The organism is Terriglobia bacterium (assembly GCA_020073495.1).
GTDB lineage: Bacteria > Acidobacteriota > Terriglobia > Terriglobales > Acidobacteriaceae > JAIQFD01.
Window position 1 is genome coordinate 132,859 of record JAIQFD010000005.1, and the last position, 20,132, is coordinate 152,990.

The following is a 20,132-nucleotide window of genomic DNA, read 5'->3' on the forward strand; positions in this document are numbered from 1 at the left end:
CCCACTATCACTCCCCGCTGCCATAATGCGCGGTGACAGTCCTTTGCCCGGGCAGGACTACGAGGATTTCTTTTGGCTCTCGAAGATAAGTACGACGACATCAAGAAGCTGATCGACGCCGGCAAGGAGAAGGGTTACCTCACCTACAGTGAGGTCAACGACCTGATCCCGCACGACGTCCACTCCCCCGAGGACCTCGACGACCTGCTGACCACCATCGGCACGCAGGGCATCGACGTTCTGGAAGGCCCCAAGGGTCTGCCCTCCGCCGAGATGGCGAAGAAGTTCGACCAGGAACTCGAGGCCGGCGAGGACGTCGAACTCGACCTCACTCCCGGCGCTCTCGAGAAGACCAACGATCCCGTCCGCATGTACCTGCGCGAGATGGGCACGGTCCCGCTGCTCACCCGCGAGGGCGAGGTCGAGATCGCCAAGCGCATCGAGCGCGGGCAGCTCCGCGTGCTCAAGGCCCTGTCCCGCTCGCCCATCATCATCCGCGAGGTGATGGCCATCGCCGAGGACCTCAAGAAGGGCGTCCGCAGCATCAAGGAGATCGTCATCTTCGACGAGGAGGAGCTCACCGAGGAGATCGTCCTCAACCGCATCAAGGAGACGACCTCCCGCATCGACGAGCTCGCCAAGCACTACAAGCGCGCGCAGCAGCTCGCCGAAAAACTGGCCGACCTTTCGCAGAAGAAGAAGCCCCGCGAATACCGCCGCTGCCGCTGGAACCTGGGCCGCGTGCAGGTGCTGATCTCGCTCATCATCCGCCAGTTCGCGTGGACCAACCCCGAACGCAAGCGCCTCATCGACAAGGTCAACAAGACCGTGGACGCCATGCGCTCCCTCGACCGCCAGGTCAACAGCCTGGAGAAAAAGATCGAGGCCACGCGCAGCGAGGACCTGAAAAAGGACTACCGCAAGCAGCAGCGCCAGCTCCGCAACGACCTGGAGCACATGGAGCACGAGGCGGGTGTCGACTTCCAGGAACTCCGCCGCACCCAGCGCGAGCTCATCCAGGGCGACATGGATGCGGAGAAGGCCAAGCGCGAGCTGATCGAGGCCAACCTCCGGCTGGTCGTCTCCATCGCCAAGAAGTACACCAACCGCGGCTTGCAGTTCCTTGACCTGATCCAGGAAGGCAACATCGGCCTGATGAAGGCGGTGGACAAGTTCGAGTACCGCCGCGGCTACAAGTTTTCGACCTACGCGACGTGGTGGATCCGCCAGGCCATCACCCGCGCCATCGCCGACCAGGCGCGCACCATCCGCATCCCGGTGCACATGATCGAGACCATCAACAAGCTGATTCGCACCTCGCGCCAGCTTGTGCAGGAGCTCGGCCGTGAGCCTACGTCGGAAGAGATCGCGAAGCGCATGGACATCCCGGTGGCGAAGGTCCGCAAGGTCCTGAAGATCGCCCAGGAGCCCATCTCGCTGGAGACGCCCATCGGCGAAGAGGAAGATTCCCACCTCGGCGACTTCATCGAGGACCGCGCCGTGGTTTCGCCCGCCGACGCCGTCATCAACGTCAATCTCAAGGAGCAGACGGCGCAGGTGCTGCGCACCCTGACTCCCAGGGAAGAGAAGGTCATTAAGATGCGCTTCGGTCTCGAGGACGGCTCTGAGCACACGCTCGAGGAAGTTGGGCAGTCATTCGCCGTCACCCGCGAACGTATCCGCCAGATCGAGGCCAAGGCCCTGCGCAAGCTCCGCCATCCTTCGCGCTCCCGCAAGCTCCGCGCGTTCCTCGACGGCGTCACCGACTAAGCCAACAGCTTGGAAGGGGCACGGCTTCAGCCGTGCCATAAGCGCAGAAAAGATCGGGGGCTTTAGCCCCTGAGGTCTCCAGAGCGCGGCACTCGGCCGCGCTCTTTCCTTGGCCCCATCCTGGGCGAGCGCGCGCCGAATTGGAGCCTGTCCGGCGCGAAGCGAACGGCAGCGCGAATCGAAGAGCCTGCCCTCAGCGAAGCGAATGGGACCCCTACCGAACCCGGGTTTTCCCCTCGATTTCCTCGCATTTCCACAGCAATCCACCGAAAGTCACAGCTTCTACACAACTTCGCCCCGCCGGACCCTTGCGCAGCGAATTTCCCTCGGGCATCTTCCCATCAACGCGAGCGTGCAGTGTCCGCGCGCGTGGTACGGTGCACGGGCTGTTACGTCGGAGGACGATTCTCGGCCCGACCGGTTGCCGGAAGCCCCAGGGGCCGCTGGCGACCTGCACCAAGCGTCCCGTCCCTGTCTGTGGGCGCGAGCCCACCGGCAAAAACAGGTGGCGAGAGGGCGCCCTGCGCGCGCATCCATGGGCGGTGACGTCCGTGGCTCGACTCGGACATTTGCACCCAACGGGGCGGTTGCGTGGCTGGCGCAACCGCCTTTGTTGTTTCTGCACCACCTCTGCCAAATAAATCCTGGGCATACCGGCTTTTCCACAAGCATTCTCCACAGACGTTGAGGCACAATTTTCAGTGAAGTGGTACAGATTGCTGGCAGCCGTACTAAGCACGTAGAGGAGATCACGATTCAGTGCGGTTCCCTCGCGAGAGATTTGATCGACTGATTGCCGCGTTACCTACGAAGAAGCTTTCGCGTCCGCAAAGCTTTGCCTTTTGTCTCGCGGCGTTCTGGATCTTTCTGACGGTTGCGGTACTCCCTTTCAACCTTGGCGACTATGGATCTGAAATCAAAGCCGCGTGCTTAGTTGGAGCCTTTGCGCTGATCGTGTGGTTTGCAAAGAAATTCTCGTAGTCTCTCGAAGCACACCCTTTCGCCCGATTTAATAGCTGTCTTCGCCTTATCTTCCCCTATGAACGAAATCGTGCCATAATTCTGCCAGCTCCCGTTCTTCGCCCATCTTCTTTTTCATCGCGGGAAGGATGACTCGCGATGCCCAAGTTGCACGTTCCTTGCCGCAACTATATCGACTACTGCTCTGTTTTCCAGAGGCCTTTTGCACATTGGTGGATGACGAGCGCAACCTATGCGTTTAGTTTTCTAAAACCATAGATTATGGCGACCACCGACTACAGCTTGGACCGCGGCCTGCCGGCGAGCATCGACGCCGAGCGCTCCATTCTGGGCGCCATCCTGCTCGACAATTTCTCTTATAACGAGGCCGCCGAGCAGCTGCTCCCCGACGACTTCTCGCTCGACTCCCACCGCCGCATCTTTTCGCGCATGATGGAGTTGGCCGAATCCGGCCGCCCCATCGACATCATCACCCTCCCGGAGGAGCTCGGACGCCACAAGGAGGTCGAGGCCATCGGCGGCGTGGCCTACCTGTCGTCCCTCACCGACGGTGTGCCCCGCCGCCCCAACATTGAGCACCACATCCGCATCGTCAAGGACAAGGCGATGCTGCGCGGCCTCATCCATGCCGCCAACAACGCCATCGCCCTGGCACTGGACCAGTCGGACACCGCCGACGACATCCTCGACTCGGCCGAATCCGCCATCTTCCAGATTTCCGAGCAGCGCCTGGGCCAGGGATTCATCGCCATCCCGCAGATCGTCAAGGAATCCTTCGGCTCCATCGACGCCCTCTACGAGCGTGGCCAGCGCATCACCGGCCTGGAGACCCACTTCGTGGACTTCGACAACCTGACCAGCGGCCTTCAGCCTTCGGACCTGGTCATCATCGCGGCCCGCCCTTCGATGGGCAAGACCGCGTTCGCCATGAACATCGCCGAGAACGTGGCCGTGCTCAACAAGAAGGTGGTCGGCATCTTCTCGCTGGAAATGTCGCGCGAGTCGCTCTTGCTGCGCCTGCTGTGCTCGCACGCGCGCGTTGATTCGCACAAGCTGCGCACCGGCTTCCTCGGCCGTGAGGACTACGACAAGCTTAGCTCGGCCCTGAACGCGCTCGCCGAAGCGCCCATTTTCATCGACGACACGCCCGGCATCTCTCTGCACGAGATGCGCGCCAAGGCCCGCCGCCTGATGCAGAAGGAGCAGCGGCTGGACCTGCTGATCGTGGACTACCTGCAACTGATGGCGGCGGCGCCCGTGGGCGGCAAGCGTTTCGAGAACCGCACCCAGGAAGTCTCCGCCATCTCTCGCGGACTGAAAGCGCTGGCCAAGGAACTGCGCGTGCCCGTCCTCGCGCTCTCCCAGTTAAGTCGTGCCCCGGAGAGCCGTGGCGGCGACCATCGTCCCCAATTGTCGGACCTGCGCGAGTCCGGCTCCATCGAGCAGGACGCCGACGTGGTGGCTTTCATCTTCCGCGAGGAGGTTTACAAGCCCGGCGATCCCGACCTCGACGGCTTGGCCGAGCTGCTCATCGCCAAACAGCGCAACGGTCCCACCGGCAAGGTCGAACTGGCGTTCATCAAGCGCTCCACCCGCTTCGAGTCCCGCGCCAGCGAGCCCTACGCGGAGGGTCCGATGTAAAGTCTTCGCAAACCGCGGGGCGAGGTGTATGCTGCGTCATCCTCCGATGCAAGATCCAGCCCTGCTGGTGTCTTCCACCGCAGCGGCCGAACCCCATTTGGAACGGTCCCCCAGGCTCCGAACGCTTTGCATTGGAGGCTTCGATGAGAACGGCCTACGTTCCGGTGGTTCCCCTGTTTCAAGGAGGGCCTTTCAAGGTCCTGCCCTTCCGGCCGGTATGGCTGAGCGGCTTGAACCTGCACGATCGCGGCGTCTTCAGCGCGCTGCTCGAACTCTCGTGGAGTTCGGTGCCCACCTGTTACCTGCCCAACGACCCCGAACAGCTCCGCCAGATCCTGGCCATGCAGTTCGGGCACGACAGCTGGGCCAAGCCGATCTCGGCCGAGGTCCTCGCGCGTTTCGTCCTCGACCAGCACAACGGCCTGCTGTACTTCCCGCCGCTGTTGCGTGCCTGCCACTACATGCAGGACGCCCTCGACCCAGAAGAGATATTCCGTATCGCGGCAGAGACCGTCGACGTAGCCACCTTACTGGCTGCGGACGAGCGTCCGCCGGTGGCGCCGTCGGATCGCTGACCCCGGTTTCGTCCGGGTGCGTGCCGGAATCGATCGTGGACGGTTCTGGTATGCACCCGAACGCTCGCGCCACGACTGTATAATCGGTTTGACGTGGCCGCATCCTCGGTTGTCCCATCGACCCAGATGATCTCTCGCCGGACCTGGGCGGAGATTTCCGCCTCCAAATTGCGTCACAATTTCCGCACGGTGCAGGACTACGTTGCCCCGCAAGCGACCGTCTGCGCCGTGGTGAAGGCCGACGCCTACGGTCACGGAGCCCAGGGCTGCGCCCGCGCCTTGGAACTCGAGGGCGCAAAGTGGTTCGGAGTGACCTCGACCCACGAGGGGATGCTGCTGCGCGACGCCGGCATCAACGGGCGCATCCTCGTGATGGCAGGATTCTTCCGCGGCGAGGAGGAGTACCTCCTCCAGAACAACCTCACGCCCACCATCTGGGACTGGAGCCACATCGAGCTGCTGGAGGATGCGGCCGAGAAGATGGGCAAGGACAGGATCAGCGTCCACCTTAAGGTGGATACGGGCATGACCCGCCTGGGCGCGGACCTTTCCGATCTGCCCATGCTCGCCGACGCCCTGCGTCAGGCGCGCCACGTCCGCGTCGAGGGCTTTTACAGTCACCTGGCCTCGGCGGAAGTGGTGGATGCTCCCACCGTCGAGCAGCAGATCGACCGCTTCGGCCACGCCTCGGCGACTATCATCGAGCACGGCCTCTCGCCCGCCTACTACCACATCGCCAACTCCGCCGCTCTTGCCACCCGGCCCAAGACGTGGATGAATTTTGTCCGTCCCGGCCTCGCCCTGTACGGCTACCACCTGCCGTTCGTCTCCGCCGAGACCGGCGCGCCCGACGATTCTTACGAACTGCCGGTGGTGCCCGTGCTGACCTGGAAGACGCGAGTGATCGCCCTGCGCGACGTTTCCGCACGCACCGCCATCGGCTACAGCGGCGCCTACGTCACTCCGGCTCCCGCCCGCATCGCCGTGCTGCCGGTCGGATACGCCGACGGCTTGAACCGCCAGCTCTCCTCCCGCGGCCGCGTCATCGTGCGCGGCGACTACGCTTCCATCATTGGCAACATCGCCATGGACCTGACCACCATCGACGTCACCCGAATCCCCGGCGTGGACATCGGCGACGAGGTCATCATCATCGGCTCGCAAGGGGACCGCTCCATCGGCCCTTGGGAGCATGCCACCCTCGCTTCCACGGTGGCCTACGAGATCCTCTGCGCTATTTCCAAGCGCGTCCCCCGCAAGTACGTGGACTAATCGTGTGGAACAGCCGCCCTCGGCTGTCTCTTACTGGGCACAACCTAGTAACGGTCGTTCGCAGTTGTTATAGTTTTTCCTTCCATGCTTCAGCTTTATTCCAAGTGGATGTATTCCTGGGAGACGCGTCTCACCATGCGCGACACCAACCGCGTGGTGCGGCCCTTCGACTGGGGGCTCGACTGGATGCGGGGCTGGCCGATGGTGAACGGCAGCTTTCACCGCGAATCTGCCGATCCCGAGCGCTTCGTGCACGAGCTGAACCGCGAGATCGTGCGCCGCAGCGAAACCTTTTTCTCCTACGAAACGCCGAACGACTTCCGCATCGAGATGCATGTACCGCCGCCGGCGCGCGACCGGGAAGGGAAGTACGTCCAGCGCGAGACGGCCCCGGCACAGTTCTTGCGCTTCACCTCACCGGTGCAGACGCCCTTCCCGGAGAACAACGTAGCGAATGCCCGCTGGTTTCCGGCGCGGGGCCGCCGCGCCATGCTCATCCTGCCGCAGTGGAACGCCGACGCCGAGAGCCATAACGGCCTGGGACGGTTGTTCAACTGGATGGGTGTCGCGGCTCTGCGCCTCAGCCTGCCCTACCACGACGTGCGCAAGCCCGCCGAGATCGAGCGCGCCGACTACGCCGTCTCGGCCAACATCGGCCGCACCATCGACGCCGTGCGCCAGGGCATCGTCGAGATCCGCGCCTGCCTCGACTGGCTCCAGCAGCAGGGATACACCGAGCTCGGGATCCTCGGCACCAGCCTGGGTTCGTGCTACGCGTTCATCGCCAGCGCCCACGACGAGCGCTTGAAGGTCAACGTCTTCAACCACGCTTCGACTTACTTTGCGGACGTGGTCTGGACCGGCCAGTCCACACGCCACATCCGCGCCGGGATCGAGTCCGCCATCGGCCTCGACCGGCTTCGCGATTGCTGGCGCTCCATCAGTCCCATGTCGTACTTCGACAAGTTCGCCGCCAAGCCGAAGAAATCGCTGGTCGTCTGGGCCACGCACGACCTCACCTTCCTGCCGGAGTTCTCCAGGCAGGTGGTCGCCGAGTTCGCGCGCCGGAAATGCGATTTCCGCCAGGCGGTACTCCCCTGCGGCCACTACGTCACCGGAGAGACGCCCTTCAAATACGTGGACGCCTTCCACATCTGTCGCTTCGTTTCTTCCGCCTTCTAGTTGCCAGTTGTCAGTTGCTGGTTGTCAGTTCTTCCGGATTGAGGCGAGCAGACCGTTGAGGATGCGGCCGACTTCCGCAGTGGATTGCAGCAGGTGTTCGGAGTCGGGATCCTGAATGTAGTGCAGCTTCGTGGCAATCTGTACGAGCGTTTCGAGCTCAAGCAAGGGGCCTCTAGCCGTCCGAAGAAAGTGTTGGAACTCTCCTTCGTAGCGACGGCCCTGGCCCTCGGCGATATTCGCGGGAACGGAAACGGCCGCTCTTCGCATTTGGCTTGTGAGCCCGTCTTTTTCATCCCATGGGAATCGCTTTGTTGTCGCGTAGATGTCTGTCACGAGGTCCATCGCCTTTTGCCAAGCTTTCAAATCCTTATACGTACACTCCACGGGATTCCTCCTGACAACTGGCAACCGACAACTGGCAACTACTTGTTCTTCCACACCGGCTTTCGCTTCTCCACCACCGCCCGCAGCCCTTCCTGCACGTCTTCCAGGTCCATGAGCTGGTTCAGGTAGATGTCATGCGATTTCTTCATCGCCTCCTGGATGGGCAGGCCGAGCGAGCTGCCGATGACCTTTTTCGTCATTTCCAGCACTGGCGCCGAGAACTCCCCGATGCGAGCGATGACCTCGTTCACCGCCTTTTCAAGATCGGCTTCCGGCACCACCTTGTTGACGAACCCGTGCACGTTGGCCTCTTCCGCCGACATCGCCTCGCCGGTCAGGATCAGCTCGTAGGTCTTTTTCGGCCCGATAAGCTGCGGCAGCATGACCGCGGCGAATGGCGGGAAGATCCCCAGCTTCACCTCCGGCTGCGCAAACTTGGCCTTGGGCGTCGCGATCACCATGTCGCCGAAGGCCACCAGCTCCGATCCCGCGCCGATCGCCGGTCCGTTCACCACCACGATCACCGGTTTCGAGATCTCGCGCATCGCCGTGAAGATACGGTTGAATGCATCCAGCGTCTGGAACACGCGATCCGCCTTCGAGTCCTCCAGCCCGATGCCCGCTGAGAACGTTTTTTGCGACGAATCGAGCAGGATGGCCTTGATGTCGCCCCGCCCGTTCAGGCTTTCGATCGCCTCCGCCATTTCGGTCATGAGCGGCACGGTCAGGACGTTGTACGGCGGATGGTTCAGCGTGATGCGGGCGATGTACGTGGTGGTGTCGAAATGGATGAACTTGAAGCCTTCTTTGACTTCCGGAGTTGGGCTGGTGCTGGCCATGGTCACTCCTCGGCGGAATTTTTGGGAGGCGTGATTATGTGACGAAATGCCTGTTTCCACAAGGGCCGCCGCTCCGCGATCGCACGCTCTCCGCAGCCTTTCTTTTACCCACGACCCGCGACCTGCGACCCACGACCGGTTTACAATTGACCCGCTATGAAGGTCGCCATCGGCGCCGACCATGCCGGCTACGAGCTGAAGGAAAAGATCAAGCAGCGCCTCGCGCAGCAGGGCATCGAGATCCGCGACGAGGGCACTGCCTCCACCGAGTCCGTGGACTATCCCGACTTCGCGCGCAAGGTTGGCGAAGAGGTGGCCGAAAAGAAGGTAGACTACGGCGTGCTCGTCTGTGGCAGCGGCATAGGCATGTCCATTGCCGCCAATAAGGTCCCCGGCGTGCGCGCCGCCAACGTCACCAGTGAGTTTGAGGCGCAGCTGAGCCGCGAGCATAACGACGCTAACGTACTCGCCCTTGGCGCCCGCATCCTCAAGGACGAAGAAGCCTTCGCCATTGTGGACAAGTGGCTGCACACCCCGTTCGCCGGCGGCCGCCACCAGCGCCGCGTCGACAAGATCATGGAGATCGAGCGTCAGGAGATCCAGGCCCACGCCAAATAATCCGGAGAGGCGCCCGTCAAGGCGTCGTTCACTTTCGCATTTAGAAGGACGCATTCATGAAAAACGATCGGATGTCCCGCCCCCTCTGGGAAGATGATCCAGAGATCGCCCAGGCCATCGCCAACGAAGAGCGCCGCCAGCACGAAGGCCTCGAGCTGATCGCCTCCGAGAACTTCGTCAGCGAGGCCGTGCTCGAAGCCGCCGGCTCCGTCTTCACCAACAAGTACGCCGAAGGCTATCCCGGCAAGCGCTACTACGGCGGCTGCGAGTTCACCGACGTGGTCGAGACCCTCGCCCGCGAGCGCGCCAAGAAGCTCTTCGGCGCTGACCACGCCAACGTCCAGGCGCACTCCGGCTCGTCGGCCAACCAGGCTGCCTACGCATCGGTCGTTCAGCCCGGCGATCCCGTCCTCGGCCTGAACCTCGCTCACGGCGGCCACCTCACCCACGGTCACCCGCTCAATTTCTCCGGCAAGACCTACAAGATCATTCCCTACGGTGTGACCAAAGAGACCGAGACCATCGACTACGATGCGCTGGAGAAGCTGGCCGAGCAGGAGCGCCCCAAGCTGATCATCGGCGGCGGCAGCGCCTACCCGCGCATCATCGACTTCGTGCGCATGCGCCAGATCGCCGACAAGGTCGGCGCCATCTACCTGGTGGACATGGCGCACTTCGCCGGCCTGGTCGCCGGTGGCGTGCATCCCTCGCCCGTGCCGCACGCCCAGATCGTCACCACCACCACCCACAAGACCCTGCGCGGTCCGCGCGCCGGCATGATCCTCTGCAAGCAGGAATACGCGGCTGCCGTTGACAAGACGTCGTTTCCCGGTTTCCAGGGCGGTCCGCTGGTGCACATCATGGCCGCGAAGGCGGTGTGCTTCCTCGAAGCCATGCAGCCGGAGTTCAAGGATTACGCCCGCCAGATCGTCGCCAATGCCAAGGTCCTGGCCGAGACCATCGCCGCCGACGGGTACCGCATCATCTCCGGCGGCACCGACACTCACCTCATGCTGGTCGACGTTTTCAGCAAGGGCATGCTGGGCAGCGAGGCCGAGAAGGCGCTGGGCGAGGCCGGCATCACCGTCAACAAGAACGCCATCCCCTTCGACACCAACCCGCCCATGAAGCCCAGCGGCATCCGCATCGGCTCGCCCGCGGTCACCACCCGCGGCATGAAGGAGGGCGAGATGCGCCAGATCGGCCACTGGATCGCCCAGGCGCTCAACAACCGCCAGGATGCGGCCGTCCTCAAGCGCATCCGCAAGGATGTGCTGGATATGTGCGAGGCTTTCCCGCTCTACGCCGAGCGCCGCGCCCGCGCCGCCGCCGAAATGAAAGCCTGACCACGCAGGACTCTGAGGTACGCGGAGGAGCTGAATGCTCCTCCGTTTTCTTTTTGCCTGCATTCCTCTGTGTCCTCCGCGTCCTCCGTGGTTAAATTGGTTCGTGCGCATCGCCCTCGACATGCGTCGCGTCAACGAGTTCGGCGTCGCCACCTATGTTCGCAACATTGTCCGCGCCCTCGCCCATCTGGATGACCGCAATCAGTACCGCCTGATCGGTTCCCCCGCGCGCCTTCGCGAATGCGGCGACCTGCCGCCCAATTTCACCCACATTCCCTATGCGCTCAACGAGATTTCCCCGCGCGACTATTTTCATTTTCAGCACGTCCTGCGCCGCCATTCCTGCGATGTGGTCCACGTCCCGCACCTGTTCTGGGTGCCGCAGTACATGCCCTGCCCCTACGTGGTCACGGTGCACGATCTGCTCGACTTCCTTTATCCGCAGAACGGCGGCACCGGCTGGAAGCAATGGGTCCAGGGCTACCTGACCCGCCGCACGCTGTTTCGCGCAGCGCGCATCTTCGCCGTTTCCAATTCGACCAAGAGCGACCTCATGCGCCTGTTTCGCGTGCCCGGCCACAACATCGAGGTCGTCTACAACGCCATTGACGAGCGCTTCCTCCAGGGCCACGCCTCCGACGCCGAGCGCCAGTTCATCCGCGAGCGCTACCAGGTGAATTATCCCTTCCTGCTGTATGCGGGAAACATCAAGCCGCACAAGAACATCGGCCGCATCATCGAGGCCTTCGCCGCGCTCAAAGCCGAACTGGAGAAGGAAGCCAAATTCACCGACCTGAAGCTCATCATCATCGGCGATGAGCTCTCCAAGCATCCCGATCTGCGCCGCACCGTCATCAAGGCCGGCGTGCAGAACGACGTTCGCTTCCTCGGCTTCGTCCCCATCGATGTGCTGCGCATCTTCTACGATGCGGCCAAGATCTTCGTCTTTCCCTCACTCTACGAGGGCTTTGGCCTTCCGCCGCTGGAGGCCATGGCGCTGGGCACGCCGGTGGTTACCTCGAACGCCTCATCCTTGCCCGAGGTGGTCGGCGATGCCGCCGTGCTGGTCAACCCCGAGAACGTCTTCGAGATCATGCACGCACTGCATCGCGTGCTGCTCGACCAGCCGTTCCGCGAGCGCCTGAAGCAGCGCAGCTACCAGCAGGCGCAGCGCTTCTCCTGGGAAGTCTCCGCCCAGCGCATCCTCCAGGTGTACCAGGAGGCCTGTGGCTCGGACCGTAAACTCGCCTCCGCCGCCGACTGACCGAACACGCTGGACGATTCCAGGACGCCAGAACATTGATGCGCTTCTCCTCCTGTACGGAAGAGAAGGGCATCCTGTGACGGACGGACCTGTAAGTTGAGCCGTCTTGCGGGCGTGAGCGCAGCGGGAGCCCGCAGGCGAAATCCTGACGCCCCGCGGAAGGACCTCGCGAACGCATTGATGCCCTCCCACTCCTTTCGGAATGAGAGGGCATTGAGTGACGGACGGACCTGTAAGTTGAGCCGTCTTGCGGGCGTGAGCGCAGCGGGAGCCCGCAGGCGAAATCCTGACGCCCCGCGGAAGGACCTCGCGAACGCATTGATGCCCTCCCACTCCTTTCGGAATGAGAGGGCATTGAGTGACGGACGGACCTGTAAGCCGAATTCTGTCTGCCGCTCCGAAGACCGGCAGGACGGTCATTCCTCTGGGCGGCACATTGCTGTGCCGCTCTAGCGACCTACCCGGAAGTTCCGCCCATTTCTGGGCGCCCGTGCTGGGCTGACGAGCCGAGCCGGCTCGTAGCGGGATTGCTCCCGCATTCCTCCCCTATTTGGTCTTGCTCCGTGTGGGGTTTGCCCTGCCCCGTCGATCGCTCGCCGGGCGGTGCGCTCTTACCGCACCTTTTCACCCTTACCTCGGCCTTGCGGCCGGGGCGGTATGTTTTCTGTGGCACTTTCCGTCCAGCGGGTTTGAGCCCGCCGTCCCGGACGTTATCCGGCACACTGCTCTGCGGAGTTCGGACTTTCCTCCCCGCCACCGCGCGGCCTGGCCAAAGCCAGCGTTCGCGGCGCGAGGCGACCATCCGGTCCGCCTGTCAACAAACTCATTATATTCCATCGTTTGCGCACCCGTCCTGCTCCTGTTTTGGCCGACCGGGTACCTCGGTTTGTTCGCCCGAACCATGCCATGTAACCCACATCACAGACTCCAGGCCCCCTTCGTCTTAGGCTGAGTTATGGCAGAGGCACCAAAACTATGTCTACTCCTTGGTTGCACCGATTTGCCCAGCGTACGCAAGCGGTAAAGAGCTCAGCCATTCGGGAACTCCTCAAAATCACCCAAAATCCAGACGTCATCTCCTTAGCCGGCGGGCTTCCCGCGCCGGAGGTCTTTCCCACCCAGCGTTTTCAGGAGGCCTGCCAGAAGGTTTTGGCTGAGAAGGGCCCGGCGGCTCTTCAGTACAGCGCCACCGAGGGGTATCTCCCCCTCCGCGAGATGATTGCCGCCCACACCGCCCGCTACGGCATCATGGCCACTCCGGAGAACGTGCTCATCACCTCCGGTTCGCAGCAGGCCCTGGACCTGATCGGCAAGCTGCTCATCAACCGTGGCGATCGCATCCTGGTCGAGGCGCCCACGTACCTGGGCGCGCTCCAGGCCTTCACCGTCTACGGCGCCGACTACGTGAGCGTTCCCATCGACCACGACGGCTTGCAAACCGACCGGCTCGAAGACGCCCTCCGCTCCGGCCCCAAGTTCATGTATGTTCTGCCCAACTTCCAGAACCCCGGCGGGGTCACGCTTTCCGAAGGCCGCCGCCACCAACTGGTCCTGCTCGCCGAAAAGTACGGCATCCCCATCATCGAGGACGATCCCTACGGCCAGCTCCGCTACGAGGGCGATCACATCCCGCCTCTGGTCGTCATCGATCGCGAGAACCTGCGCCGCGACAACGGCTACACCCTGGGCAATGTCATCTACCTCAGCACCTTCTCCAAGACCCTGGCGCCCGGCCTGCGCCTGGCCTGGATCCTCGCCCCGGCGGATGTCATCGCCAAGCTGGTGCAGCTCAAGCAGGGCGCCGACCTCCACACCGCGACCTTCAACCAGATGGTCGCCTACGAGGTCGCCCGCGACGGCTATCTCGACGAGCATGTGAAGTTCATCCGCCAGGTTTATCGCGAGCGCCGCGATGCCATGCTCAAGGCGCTGGACGAGTTCTTCCCCCGCGAAGTCACCTGGACCCACCCCCACGGGGGTCTCTTCCTCTGGGTCACGCTTCCCCCGGGCATGGACTGCCACGAGCTCTTCCCGGCCGCTCTCGCCGAGAATGTCGCCTTCGTCCCCGGCGACTGCTTCTACGTCACCGACGACGCTGAAGCGCGCCGCCATCTCCGGCTGAATTTCTCCTATTCGCGTCCAGAGGTCATCCGCGAAGGCGTCCGCCGCCTCTCCATCGCCGTGCGGCATCAGATGCAGCTACATCAGCTCGTACCCACGGCCGCCTGATCCCACCCAACGGCTGCGCAGCTCCTCCTGCGCGGCCGTTCCGTTTTCCTTCTCTCTGACCACTGCCCACTGTTCATCCGTCACAGCACTCCGTTCGCGTCCTGCTAGACTCATTTTGGGGTCCATGAACACTCTGGAAGCCATCCGGATTGCCTTGCAATCGCTCTGGGCGAACAAGCTCCGCTCCGCGCTGACCCTGCTCGGCGTGGTCATCGGCGTCGCTGCGGTCATCGCCGTCGTCACCTTCGTGAATGGCATCAACGGCTACGTCGCCGAGAAGATCTTTAACCTTGGCGCCGACGTCTTCATCATCAACAAGTCCAAGAACGTCATTACCAACGTGGACGAGTACCTCGAGGGCCGCCGCCGCAAGGACATCACTCTCGACGACTACCAAGCCGTGCGCGACGCCTGCCGCGCCTGCACCGTCATCGGCGCCACCGCCGGCAATCACACCGGCCGGGTCAACTACAAAGAACGCTCCATCACCGATTCCTTCGTGCGTGGCTGGACGCCCTCCATGGCCCGCATCTACGACCTCGACATCATCGCCGGCCGCGGCATCAGCGACGCCGACATGAACAGCGCTACCAACGTTGCCGTCATCGGCTACGACATCCTCGAGCAGGTCATGGGCAGCGAGGACCCCATCGGCAAGGAGATCCGCGTCGACGGCCAGCTCTACCAGGTCATCGGTGTCGGCAAGAAGGAAGGGAAGACTCTGGGCCAGAGCCGCGACAACTGGGTCATGATGCCCATCACGTCCTGGCTGCGTCTGTACGGCTCGCACAACTCACTGCGCATCTGGGGCAAGGCCTCCGCCGTCGGCGCCCCCATGGATGCCGCCATCGACGAGGCGCGCGTCGTGCTGCGCGCCCGCCGTCATGACCCCCCCGGCCAGCCCGACACCTTCGAGGCCGAGACCAACCAGACCTTCCTCGGCATCTGGGCAAGCCTCAGCAGCAGCTTCTTCATCGTGATGGTCGCCATCGCCTCGATTTCGCTCGTCGTCGGCGGCATCGTCATCATGAACATCATGCTGGTCTCGGTCACCGAGCGCACCCGCGAGATCGGCATCCGCAAGGCCGTGGGCGCCACCCGCTCCGATGTGGCCGCCCAGTTCCTCATCGAGTCTGCCACCATGGCCCTGGTCGGCGGCGTTCTCGGGGTCCTGTTCGGGGTCTTCATCGCCAAGTCGGTCACCGCTCTCATCGGGATGCCCTCCGCCATCAAGTTGTGGGCCGTGTTCGCCGGGCTAGCGGTGGCCACCAGCGTGGGCCTGTTCTTCGGCGTCTACCCGGCGCGCCGTGCCGCCCGCCTGGATCCCATCGCCGCCCTGAGGTTCGAACTATGATCCGCCGCCGCGACTACGGCGAGATCTTCGCCATGGCCCTCGACACCATCCGCAAGAACAAGATGCGCTCCGGCCTCACCGTTCTTGGCATCGTCATTGGCGTGATGACCGTCATCGGCATGTCGTCCGTGGTCAACGGCCTGAACTCCAATGTCAGGGAAGTGGTCGAGTCCATGGGCTCCGACATCGTGATGGCCTTCCACCTCAACGTCTTCACCTTCGGCCACATGCCCGAGGAGATGCGCACCCGCAAGGAGCTGACCTTCGAAGACGCTATGGCCATGAAAGACCTGCCCCACGTGAAGTACGTCACCGCGGGCGTGCGTCTTTTCCTCCCCCAGTTCGGCGCCGGTTCCTACGTCGTCAGCTACCAGGGGAGGAAGGCCAAGAACGTCATCCTCGAGGGCGACACTGCTTCCGTCAAAGACGTCTATGACGTGCGTTTGGTCGAGGGCCGCTGGTTCGGCGAAGTGGACGACGAACGCCGCTCGCCCGTCATCATCCTCGGCTATGAGACCTGGAAAACGCTCTTCGCCGAGCGCAGCGCTCTGGGCGCCGAGATCAACATCGAAGGCCAGCTTTTCACCGTCATCGGCGTCGGCGAGCCTCGCAAGACCGCCTTCGGCTCCGGCTCCAATCCCGAGGACAACATCGTCTTTTTCCCGCTCTCCACCTTCCGCAAGCTTCACCCCGAGCTCAAGCAGCACTGGATCAGCGTAAGAGCCACCTCGCACGAGGACATGGGCAAGGCCATGGACGAGATGCGTGAGCTCCTGCGCCGCCGTCGCAAGGTCCCCTCCAACAAGCCCGATAATTTCGAAGTCTTCACCCAGGACTCCCTCACCGACGTCTGGAACCAGGTCACCGGCGCCGTCTTCGTCTTCATGTTCGCGGTGGCCAGCGTGGGCTTGATCGTCGGCGGCGTCGGCGTGATGAACATCATGCTGGTCTCGGTCACCGAGCGAACCCGCGAGATCGGCGTGCGCAAGGCCATCGGCGCCCGCAAGCGCGACGTGCTCCTGCAATTCACCCTCGAGGCCATGACGCTGAGCGCGGTCGGCGGTGTGCTCGGCATCCTCGCCGGCGCCTTCGTCACCCAGCTCATCCGTTTTATCTGGTCCTCGCTGCCCGCCAGCATGTCCGCGTTCTGGATCACGACTGCCTTCGTTTCTTCTTGCGCCATCGGCCTCATCTTCGGTATCTACCCGGCGTGGAAAGCTGCTAATCTCGACCCCATCGACGCTCTGCGGTACGAATAGTTGAAAGGGCACGGCTAAAGCCGTGCCGTTACACTTGCTCAAGACCGCTCTCGAACTCGTGTTTGCGCTCCTGACCCTCTGCGGTCTCGGCTACTACCTCCTGGTGCTGTGGGCCGCGCGCTCCTTCGTGCGCCGATCGCGCCCCGTCGAGGTATTCACTCCACCCGTCACCATCCTCAAGCCAGTCCGCGGGATTGATCCGGAAGCCTTCGCCGCCTTCGAGAGCCACTGCCGCCAGGACTACCCGGATTTCGAGATCATCTTCGGTGTTTGGGACCCGGCTGATTCCGCCATTGCGGCCATCGAGCAACTCAAGAAGGAATTTCCTGATCGCAGCCTCCGCTTGATCGTCTGCCCCGAGATCCTCGGCACCAACCGGAAGGTGAGCAACCTGGTGCAGATGCTGCCCCACGCCCGCCACCAGCATCTGATCGTCAACGACAGCGACGTCCGCGTGCCCCAGGATTACCTGCGCAGGGTGGTGGCGCCGTTCGCGGATGCAAAGGTGGGCATGGTCACCGCGCTCTATCGCGGTGCGCCGGAGGATACCCTCGGCTCGGAACTGGAATCGCTCGGCATCAGCACGGATTTCATCGGTGGCGTGCTCGCGGCGCGCGTTGTGGACAGGGGCATTCGCTTCGCGCTCGGCTCCACACTCGCCATCCGCCGCGACCTCCTCGCCCAGATCGGCGGGTTCGAAGCCTTGCTCGACTACCTCGCCGACGATTACGAGATGGGCAAGCGTACCTGCGATGCCGGCTTCCGTGTCGAGCTCGCCGACACGGTGGTCGACACCCATTTGCCTGCCTACTCCTTGCGCAGCTTCTTCGAGCACCAGCTGCGCTGGGCACGAGGCATGCGCGACTCCCGCCGCGCTGGCTACTTCGGTGTGGTCCTTACTTTCGGTCTGCCCTGGTCGGTCTTCGCTCTGATCGCCGCTGGTGGTGCGTTGTGGGCCTGGGCACTCTTCGCAGTCACCGTGCTCGCGCGCCTCGCCGTCGCAGGGGTGATTGGCCGGGTCATCCTGCGCGACCCGCACGTCTGGTGCCTGCTCTGGCTGCTCCCTCTCCGCGACTTCATGGCCTTGCTGGTCTGGTGCGCCAGCTACGCCGGCCACACCATCATCTGGCGCGGCGAGCGCTTCCGGCTCAAGGACCGAAAGCTCTACCGCGTCTCCGGGTCAGCGTAAGGGAAAATAGGGAGTCGTCACTCCGGTGAGCGAGGCGTTTCCTGGCAACACTTTCATTCACAGGACGCAGAAACACCCGCTTCACATCGTGGGGCGTGAATCAGGAGAAGGGGCTACAGATTATTAGTCCGCGAATTCCGCCTGGCTGCGCTTGCTACGCCGGATCGGGCACTTGAGTTCGCCGCGCCGGAGCGCTCCCACCAGCTCGCGGACCTGAACAAAGCCGAGGTAACAGGGAATCACGAGGACAGCTAACGCCAGAATCCAGTTCACCATGCCTCGAAACTACGCTTCCAGGCACTGTTGAGTTTGTGAACTACGTCACATTTCCTTGTGATGCCGCTCCAGGCTGCGGCAAATCGCGCACGTTTGCGTCACAGCTGAATGTGACAGATTCAGCGATGCCAGCCGTGCGGCCGGAGCTGAAACTTGCGCGGATCTGGCTATGGCACTTGCGGTTCAGGGCCGCTCTCCGGCAGATTCGTGGACCAGGATGAATGTACTGGTCACTGGCGGGGCTGGCTCTATCGGATCCCATGCCGCGCGGGCTCTCGTTCGTAAGGGGCACACGGTTGTCCTGTACGACAACCTGAGCACCGGTGACGGGTGTTTGGCCGCCGGGTTGGAATTGGTGGTCGGTGACACGGCGAACGCACCTTCTCTGATGTGATACGCGTCACATTCGGGGGTGATTACAGACACAGTCCGGCGCGGTACCCCCCGCTATCGTGGAGGCATCCTGACACTCTCCGAAAAGTAGTGTGTGGAAGGGAAATCAGAATGGGGCAAGACGCTCAGAATCGCTCCTCCGACTGGACCGGCACGCAAGCCTATGTGCTTGCTGTCATTTGCCTGCTGCTCGGGACTCTTGTCGGCTATCTCCTGCGGGGGTCGGGTCCAGCCCAGGCAGCACCCGCCGGACAATCCGCAGAAAGCGCGGCAGGCACGATGGGTTCTCAGGTCACTCCCGAGCAACTGAGGGTTATGGCCGACAAACAGGCCGAGCCGGTACTTGGGCAATTGAAGCTGAAGCCCAGCGATCCCGCGCTGCTCATGCAGGCCGGCAACATCTATTACGACGCGCAACAATTCAAGGAAGCCGCCGACTACTATGCGCGCGCGCTCGAAGGCGATCCGAAGAACACCGATGTTCGTACCGACATGGCCACCGCGTATTGGTATCTGGGTGATGCAGACCGGGCTCTCGCGGAGTTCGACAGGGTACTCGAACAGCAACCGAACAAGGCGAATGCGCTGTTGAACCGCGGGATCGTGCGATGGAAGGGCAAGATGGACGTAAAGGGCGCCGTCGCAGACTGGGAAGGGCTGCTCAAGGCCAACCCGGATTTTCCGCAGCGCTCGAACGTGGAGCAGTTGATTGCAGAAGCCAAGAGACACAGCAATATCAAGCCCGGCGAGAAGACGTCGAAGCCGGCCATGTGAAATCCGTTCTGACCTCCGGATGAGCGCGGGCCTCCGCGGGTAGTTGAATGCAAGGAGAGGGCATGGACACGACATCGACACCTGGGACAAAGTGGACCGCCAAACAGGCCTACGTATTGGCAGTCGTGTGCATGCTCTCCGGAATCCCCGTCGGCTATCTTCTTCGTGCCCCGTCCACCAGTGCGGTCAGGAATGCCGCTCAAGATTCGCAGCAACCGGTGCCCGGCGTGGCGGCTCGCGCCGATCAGATAACTCCTGAACAGCTGAAGCACATGGCCGATGTGCAGGCCGAGCCGTTGTTGGCCGCCCTGCGGAAAGACCCCAACAACCCGGACGTGCTTGCGCAGGCAGGCAGCGTGTATTTCCGCGCACATCAGTTTCCGATCGCGGTGGACTATTACGAACGCGCCATGCAGATCAAGCCGACTGCCGATGGGCTCGTCTCGTTGTCTAACTCCTACCACTACGCCGGATCGGACGACCGTGCCATCGAGACCTTGAAGCGGGCATTGCAGATTGATCCCAAGTCGCCCAATGCGCTCTTCAATCTCGGCATGCTGAACTGGCAGGTGAGGAACGATCCCAAAGCTGCGATCGAACTTTGGCAACGCATGCTGAAAACCAATCCGAACCATCCACGTCGCGCAGAGGTGGAAAGCATGATCGTCAAAGCCAAGGAGCACGTGAAGGTGCCCGCCGGGATGACAACCGCCAAGCCGGCACTGTAGTCGGAGATCGTCGGCGTCTGGGAGTGCTGTCAAAGAGGGCTCTGCGGCCGCCCACCAG

17 protein-coding genes and 1 other RNA gene are annotated in these 20,132 nt (G+C 62.8%); 15 read left to right on the forward strand and 3 right to left on the reverse strand.

The genetic code is table 11. The annotated features are described in order from the left end of the window. The first annotated feature begins 72 nt into the window (after positions 1 to 72). The 5 genes from rpoD to LAN37_14090 all read left to right on the forward strand — a co-directional run bounded on the left by rpoD (position 73) and on the right by LAN37_14090 (position 7,421). Positions 73 to 1,770, forward strand: a complete 1,698-nt coding sequence (rpoD, locus tag LAN37_14070) for an RNA polymerase sigma factor RpoD (GenBank protein ID MBZ5648337.1) — start codon at positions 73 to 75, stop codon at positions 1,768 to 1,770. Between the two features lie 1,242 nt (positions 1,771 to 3,012). After that, entirely contained in the window at positions 3,013 to 4,392 is a 1,380-nt protein-coding gene (dnaB, locus tag LAN37_14075) for a replicative DNA helicase (protein ID MBZ5648338.1), read from the forward strand. A 143-nt stretch (positions 4,393 to 4,535) separates the two neighbouring features. Next, on the forward strand, positions 4,536 to 4,967 hold the full coding sequence (locus LAN37_14080) for a hypothetical protein (protein MBZ5648339.1): 432 nt from the start codon (positions 4,536 to 4,538) through the stop codon (positions 4,965 to 4,967). A 126-nt stretch (positions 4,968 to 5,093) separates the two neighbouring features. Beyond that, entirely contained in the window at positions 5,094 to 6,239 is a 1,146-nt protein-coding gene (gene alr, locus LAN37_14085) for an alanine racemase (protein ID MBZ5648340.1), read from the forward strand. 108 nt (positions 6,240 to 6,347) lie between these two features. Next, on the forward strand, positions 6,348 to 7,421 hold the full coding sequence (locus LAN37_14090; GenBank protein MBZ5648341.1) for an alpha/beta hydrolase family protein: 1,074 nt from the start codon (positions 6,348 to 6,350) through the stop codon (positions 7,419 to 7,421). 24 nt (positions 7,422 to 7,445) lie between these two features. Here LAN37_14090 and LAN37_14095 read toward each other — a convergent pair whose 3' ends face one another. Together LAN37_14095 and LAN37_14100 are read right to left on the reverse strand one after the other, a co-directional pair. Further along, positions 7,446 to 7,763: a four helix bundle protein gene (locus tag LAN37_14095; protein ID MBZ5648342.1), complete on the reverse strand. Its 318-nt coding sequence runs from the start codon at positions 7,761 to 7,763 to the stop codon at positions 7,446 to 7,448. An 80-nt stretch (positions 7,764 to 7,843) separates the two neighbouring features. After that, a complete protein-coding gene (locus LAN37_14100) occupies positions 7,844 to 8,644 on the reverse strand; it encodes an enoyl-CoA hydratase/isomerase family protein (protein ID MBZ5648343.1) in 801 nt (266 codons plus the stop codon). 156 nt (positions 8,645 to 8,800) lie between these two features. Here LAN37_14100 and rpiB point away from each other — a divergent pair, with 156 nt between their 5' ends. The 3 genes from rpiB (at position 8,801) to LAN37_14115 (ending at position 11,872) form a co-directional block, all read left to right on the forward strand. Continuing rightward, the gene (gene rpiB / locus LAN37_14105) at positions 8,801 to 9,262 is read left to right on the forward strand and encodes a ribose 5-phosphate isomerase B (GenBank protein MBZ5648344.1); all 462 of its coding nucleotides are present in this window, start codon (positions 8,801 to 8,803) and stop codon (positions 9,260 to 9,262) included. A 56-nt stretch (positions 9,263 to 9,318) separates the two neighbouring features. Then, complete coding sequence (locus LAN37_14110) at positions 9,319 to 10,608, forward strand: serine hydroxymethyltransferase (protein ID MBZ5648345.1); 1,290 nt, start codon at positions 9,319 to 9,321, stop codon at positions 10,606 to 10,608. 103 nt (positions 10,609 to 10,711) lie between these two features. Beyond that, positions 10,712 to 11,872 (forward strand): glycosyltransferase family 4 protein, encoded by a 1,161-nt coding sequence (locus tag LAN37_14115; protein MBZ5648346.1) that lies wholly within the window; start codon positions 10,712 to 10,714, stop codon positions 11,870 to 11,872. 358 nt (positions 11,873 to 12,230) lie between these two features. Here the strand turns inward: LAN37_14115 and rnpB are convergent. After that, positions 12,231 to 12,686, reverse strand: an RNA gene (gene rnpB / locus LAN37_14120) — RNase P RNA component class A. Positions 12,687 to 12,847: 161 nt separating this feature from the next. On the opposite strand from rnpB, the gene LAN37_14125 reads away from it, so the two are divergent. The 7 genes from LAN37_14125 to LAN37_14155 all read left to right on the forward strand — a co-directional run bounded on the left by LAN37_14125 (position 12,848) and on the right by LAN37_14155 (position 20,074). Beyond that, a complete protein-coding gene (locus LAN37_14125; protein MBZ5648347.1) occupies positions 12,848 to 14,101 on the forward strand; it encodes a PLP-dependent aminotransferase family protein in 1,254 nt (417 codons plus the stop codon). A 124-nt stretch (positions 14,102 to 14,225) separates the two neighbouring features. After that, entirely contained in the window at positions 14,226 to 15,455 is a 1,230-nt protein-coding gene (locus tag LAN37_14130) for an ABC transporter permease (protein MBZ5648348.1), read from the forward strand. Continuing rightward, positions 15,452 to 16,714 (forward strand): ABC transporter permease, encoded by a 1,263-nt coding sequence (locus tag LAN37_14135; protein ID MBZ5648349.1) that lies wholly within the window; start codon positions 15,452 to 15,454, stop codon positions 16,712 to 16,714. Before LAN37_14130 ends, LAN37_14135 begins: the two co-directional genes overlap by 4 nt. A gap of 34 nt (positions 16,715 to 16,748) precedes the next feature. Further along, positions 16,749 to 17,903: a bacteriohopanetetrol glucosamine biosynthesis glycosyltransferase HpnI gene (gene hpnI / locus LAN37_14140; protein MBZ5648350.1), complete on the forward strand. Its 1,155-nt coding sequence runs from the start codon at positions 16,749 to 16,751 to the stop codon at positions 17,901 to 17,903. Between the two features lie 493 nt (positions 17,904 to 18,396). After that, positions 18,397 to 18,573: an NAD-dependent epimerase/dehydratase family protein gene (locus LAN37_14145; protein MBZ5648351.1), complete on the forward strand. Its 177-nt coding sequence runs from the start codon at positions 18,397 to 18,399 to the stop codon at positions 18,571 to 18,573. 110 nt (positions 18,574 to 18,683) lie between these two features. Then, entirely contained in the window at positions 18,684 to 19,346 is a 663-nt protein-coding gene (locus LAN37_14150) for a tetratricopeptide repeat protein (GenBank protein ID MBZ5648352.1), read from the forward strand. 62 nt (positions 19,347 to 19,408) lie between these two features. Then, on the forward strand, positions 19,409 to 20,074 hold the full coding sequence (locus LAN37_14155; protein MBZ5648353.1) for a tetratricopeptide repeat protein: 666 nt from the start codon (positions 19,409 to 19,411) through the stop codon (positions 20,072 to 20,074). Positions 20,075 to 20,132: the final 58 nt, after the last annotated feature.

Excerpts from the sequence above, each read along its gene's own strand:
- dnaB (MBZ5648338.1), top strand. The coding sequence starts at position 3,013 with ATGGCGACCACCGACTACAGCTTGGACCGCGGCCTGCCGGCGAGCATC.
- LAN37_14080 (MBZ5648339.1), top strand. The coding sequence starts at position 4,536 with ATGAGAACGGCCTACGTTCCGGTGGTTCCCCTGTTTCAAGGAGGGCCT.
- alr (MBZ5648340.1), top strand. The coding sequence starts at position 5,094 with ATGATCTCTCGCCGGACCTGGGCGGAGATTTCCGCCTCCAAATTGCGT.
- LAN37_14090 (MBZ5648341.1), top strand. The coding sequence starts at position 6,348 with ATGTATTCCTGGGAGACGCGTCTCACCATGCGCGACACCAACCGCGTG.
- LAN37_14095 (MBZ5648342.1), bottom strand. The coding sequence starts at position 7,763 with ATGGACCTCGTGACAGACATCTACGCGACAACAAAGCGATTCCCATGG.
- LAN37_14100 (MBZ5648343.1), bottom strand. The coding sequence starts at position 8,644 with ATGGCCAGCACCAGCCCAACTCCGGAAGTCAAAGAAGGCTTCAAGTTC.
- rpiB (MBZ5648344.1), top strand. The coding sequence starts at position 8,801 with ATGAAGGTCGCCATCGGCGCCGACCATGCCGGCTACGAGCTGAAGGAA.
- LAN37_14110 (MBZ5648345.1), top strand. The coding sequence starts at position 9,319 with ATGAAAAACGATCGGATGTCCCGCCCCCTCTGGGAAGATGATCCAGAG.
- LAN37_14125 (MBZ5648347.1), top strand. The coding sequence starts at position 12,848 with ATGTCTACTCCTTGGTTGCACCGATTTGCCCAGCGTACGCAAGCGGTA.
- LAN37_14130 (MBZ5648348.1), top strand. The coding sequence starts at position 14,226 with ATGAACACTCTGGAAGCCATCCGGATTGCCTTGCAATCGCTCTGGGCG.
- LAN37_14135 (MBZ5648349.1), top strand. The coding sequence starts at position 15,452 with ATGATCCGCCGCCGCGACTACGGCGAGATCTTCGCCATGGCCCTCGAC.
- LAN37_14145 (MBZ5648351.1), top strand. The coding sequence starts at position 18,397 with ATGAATGTACTGGTCACTGGCGGGGCTGGCTCTATCGGATCCCATGCC.
- LAN37_14150 (MBZ5648352.1), top strand. The coding sequence starts at position 18,684 with ATGGGGCAAGACGCTCAGAATCGCTCCTCCGACTGGACCGGCACGCAA.
- LAN37_14155 (MBZ5648353.1), top strand. The coding sequence starts at position 19,409 with ATGGACACGACATCGACACCTGGGACAAAGTGGACCGCCAAACAGGCC.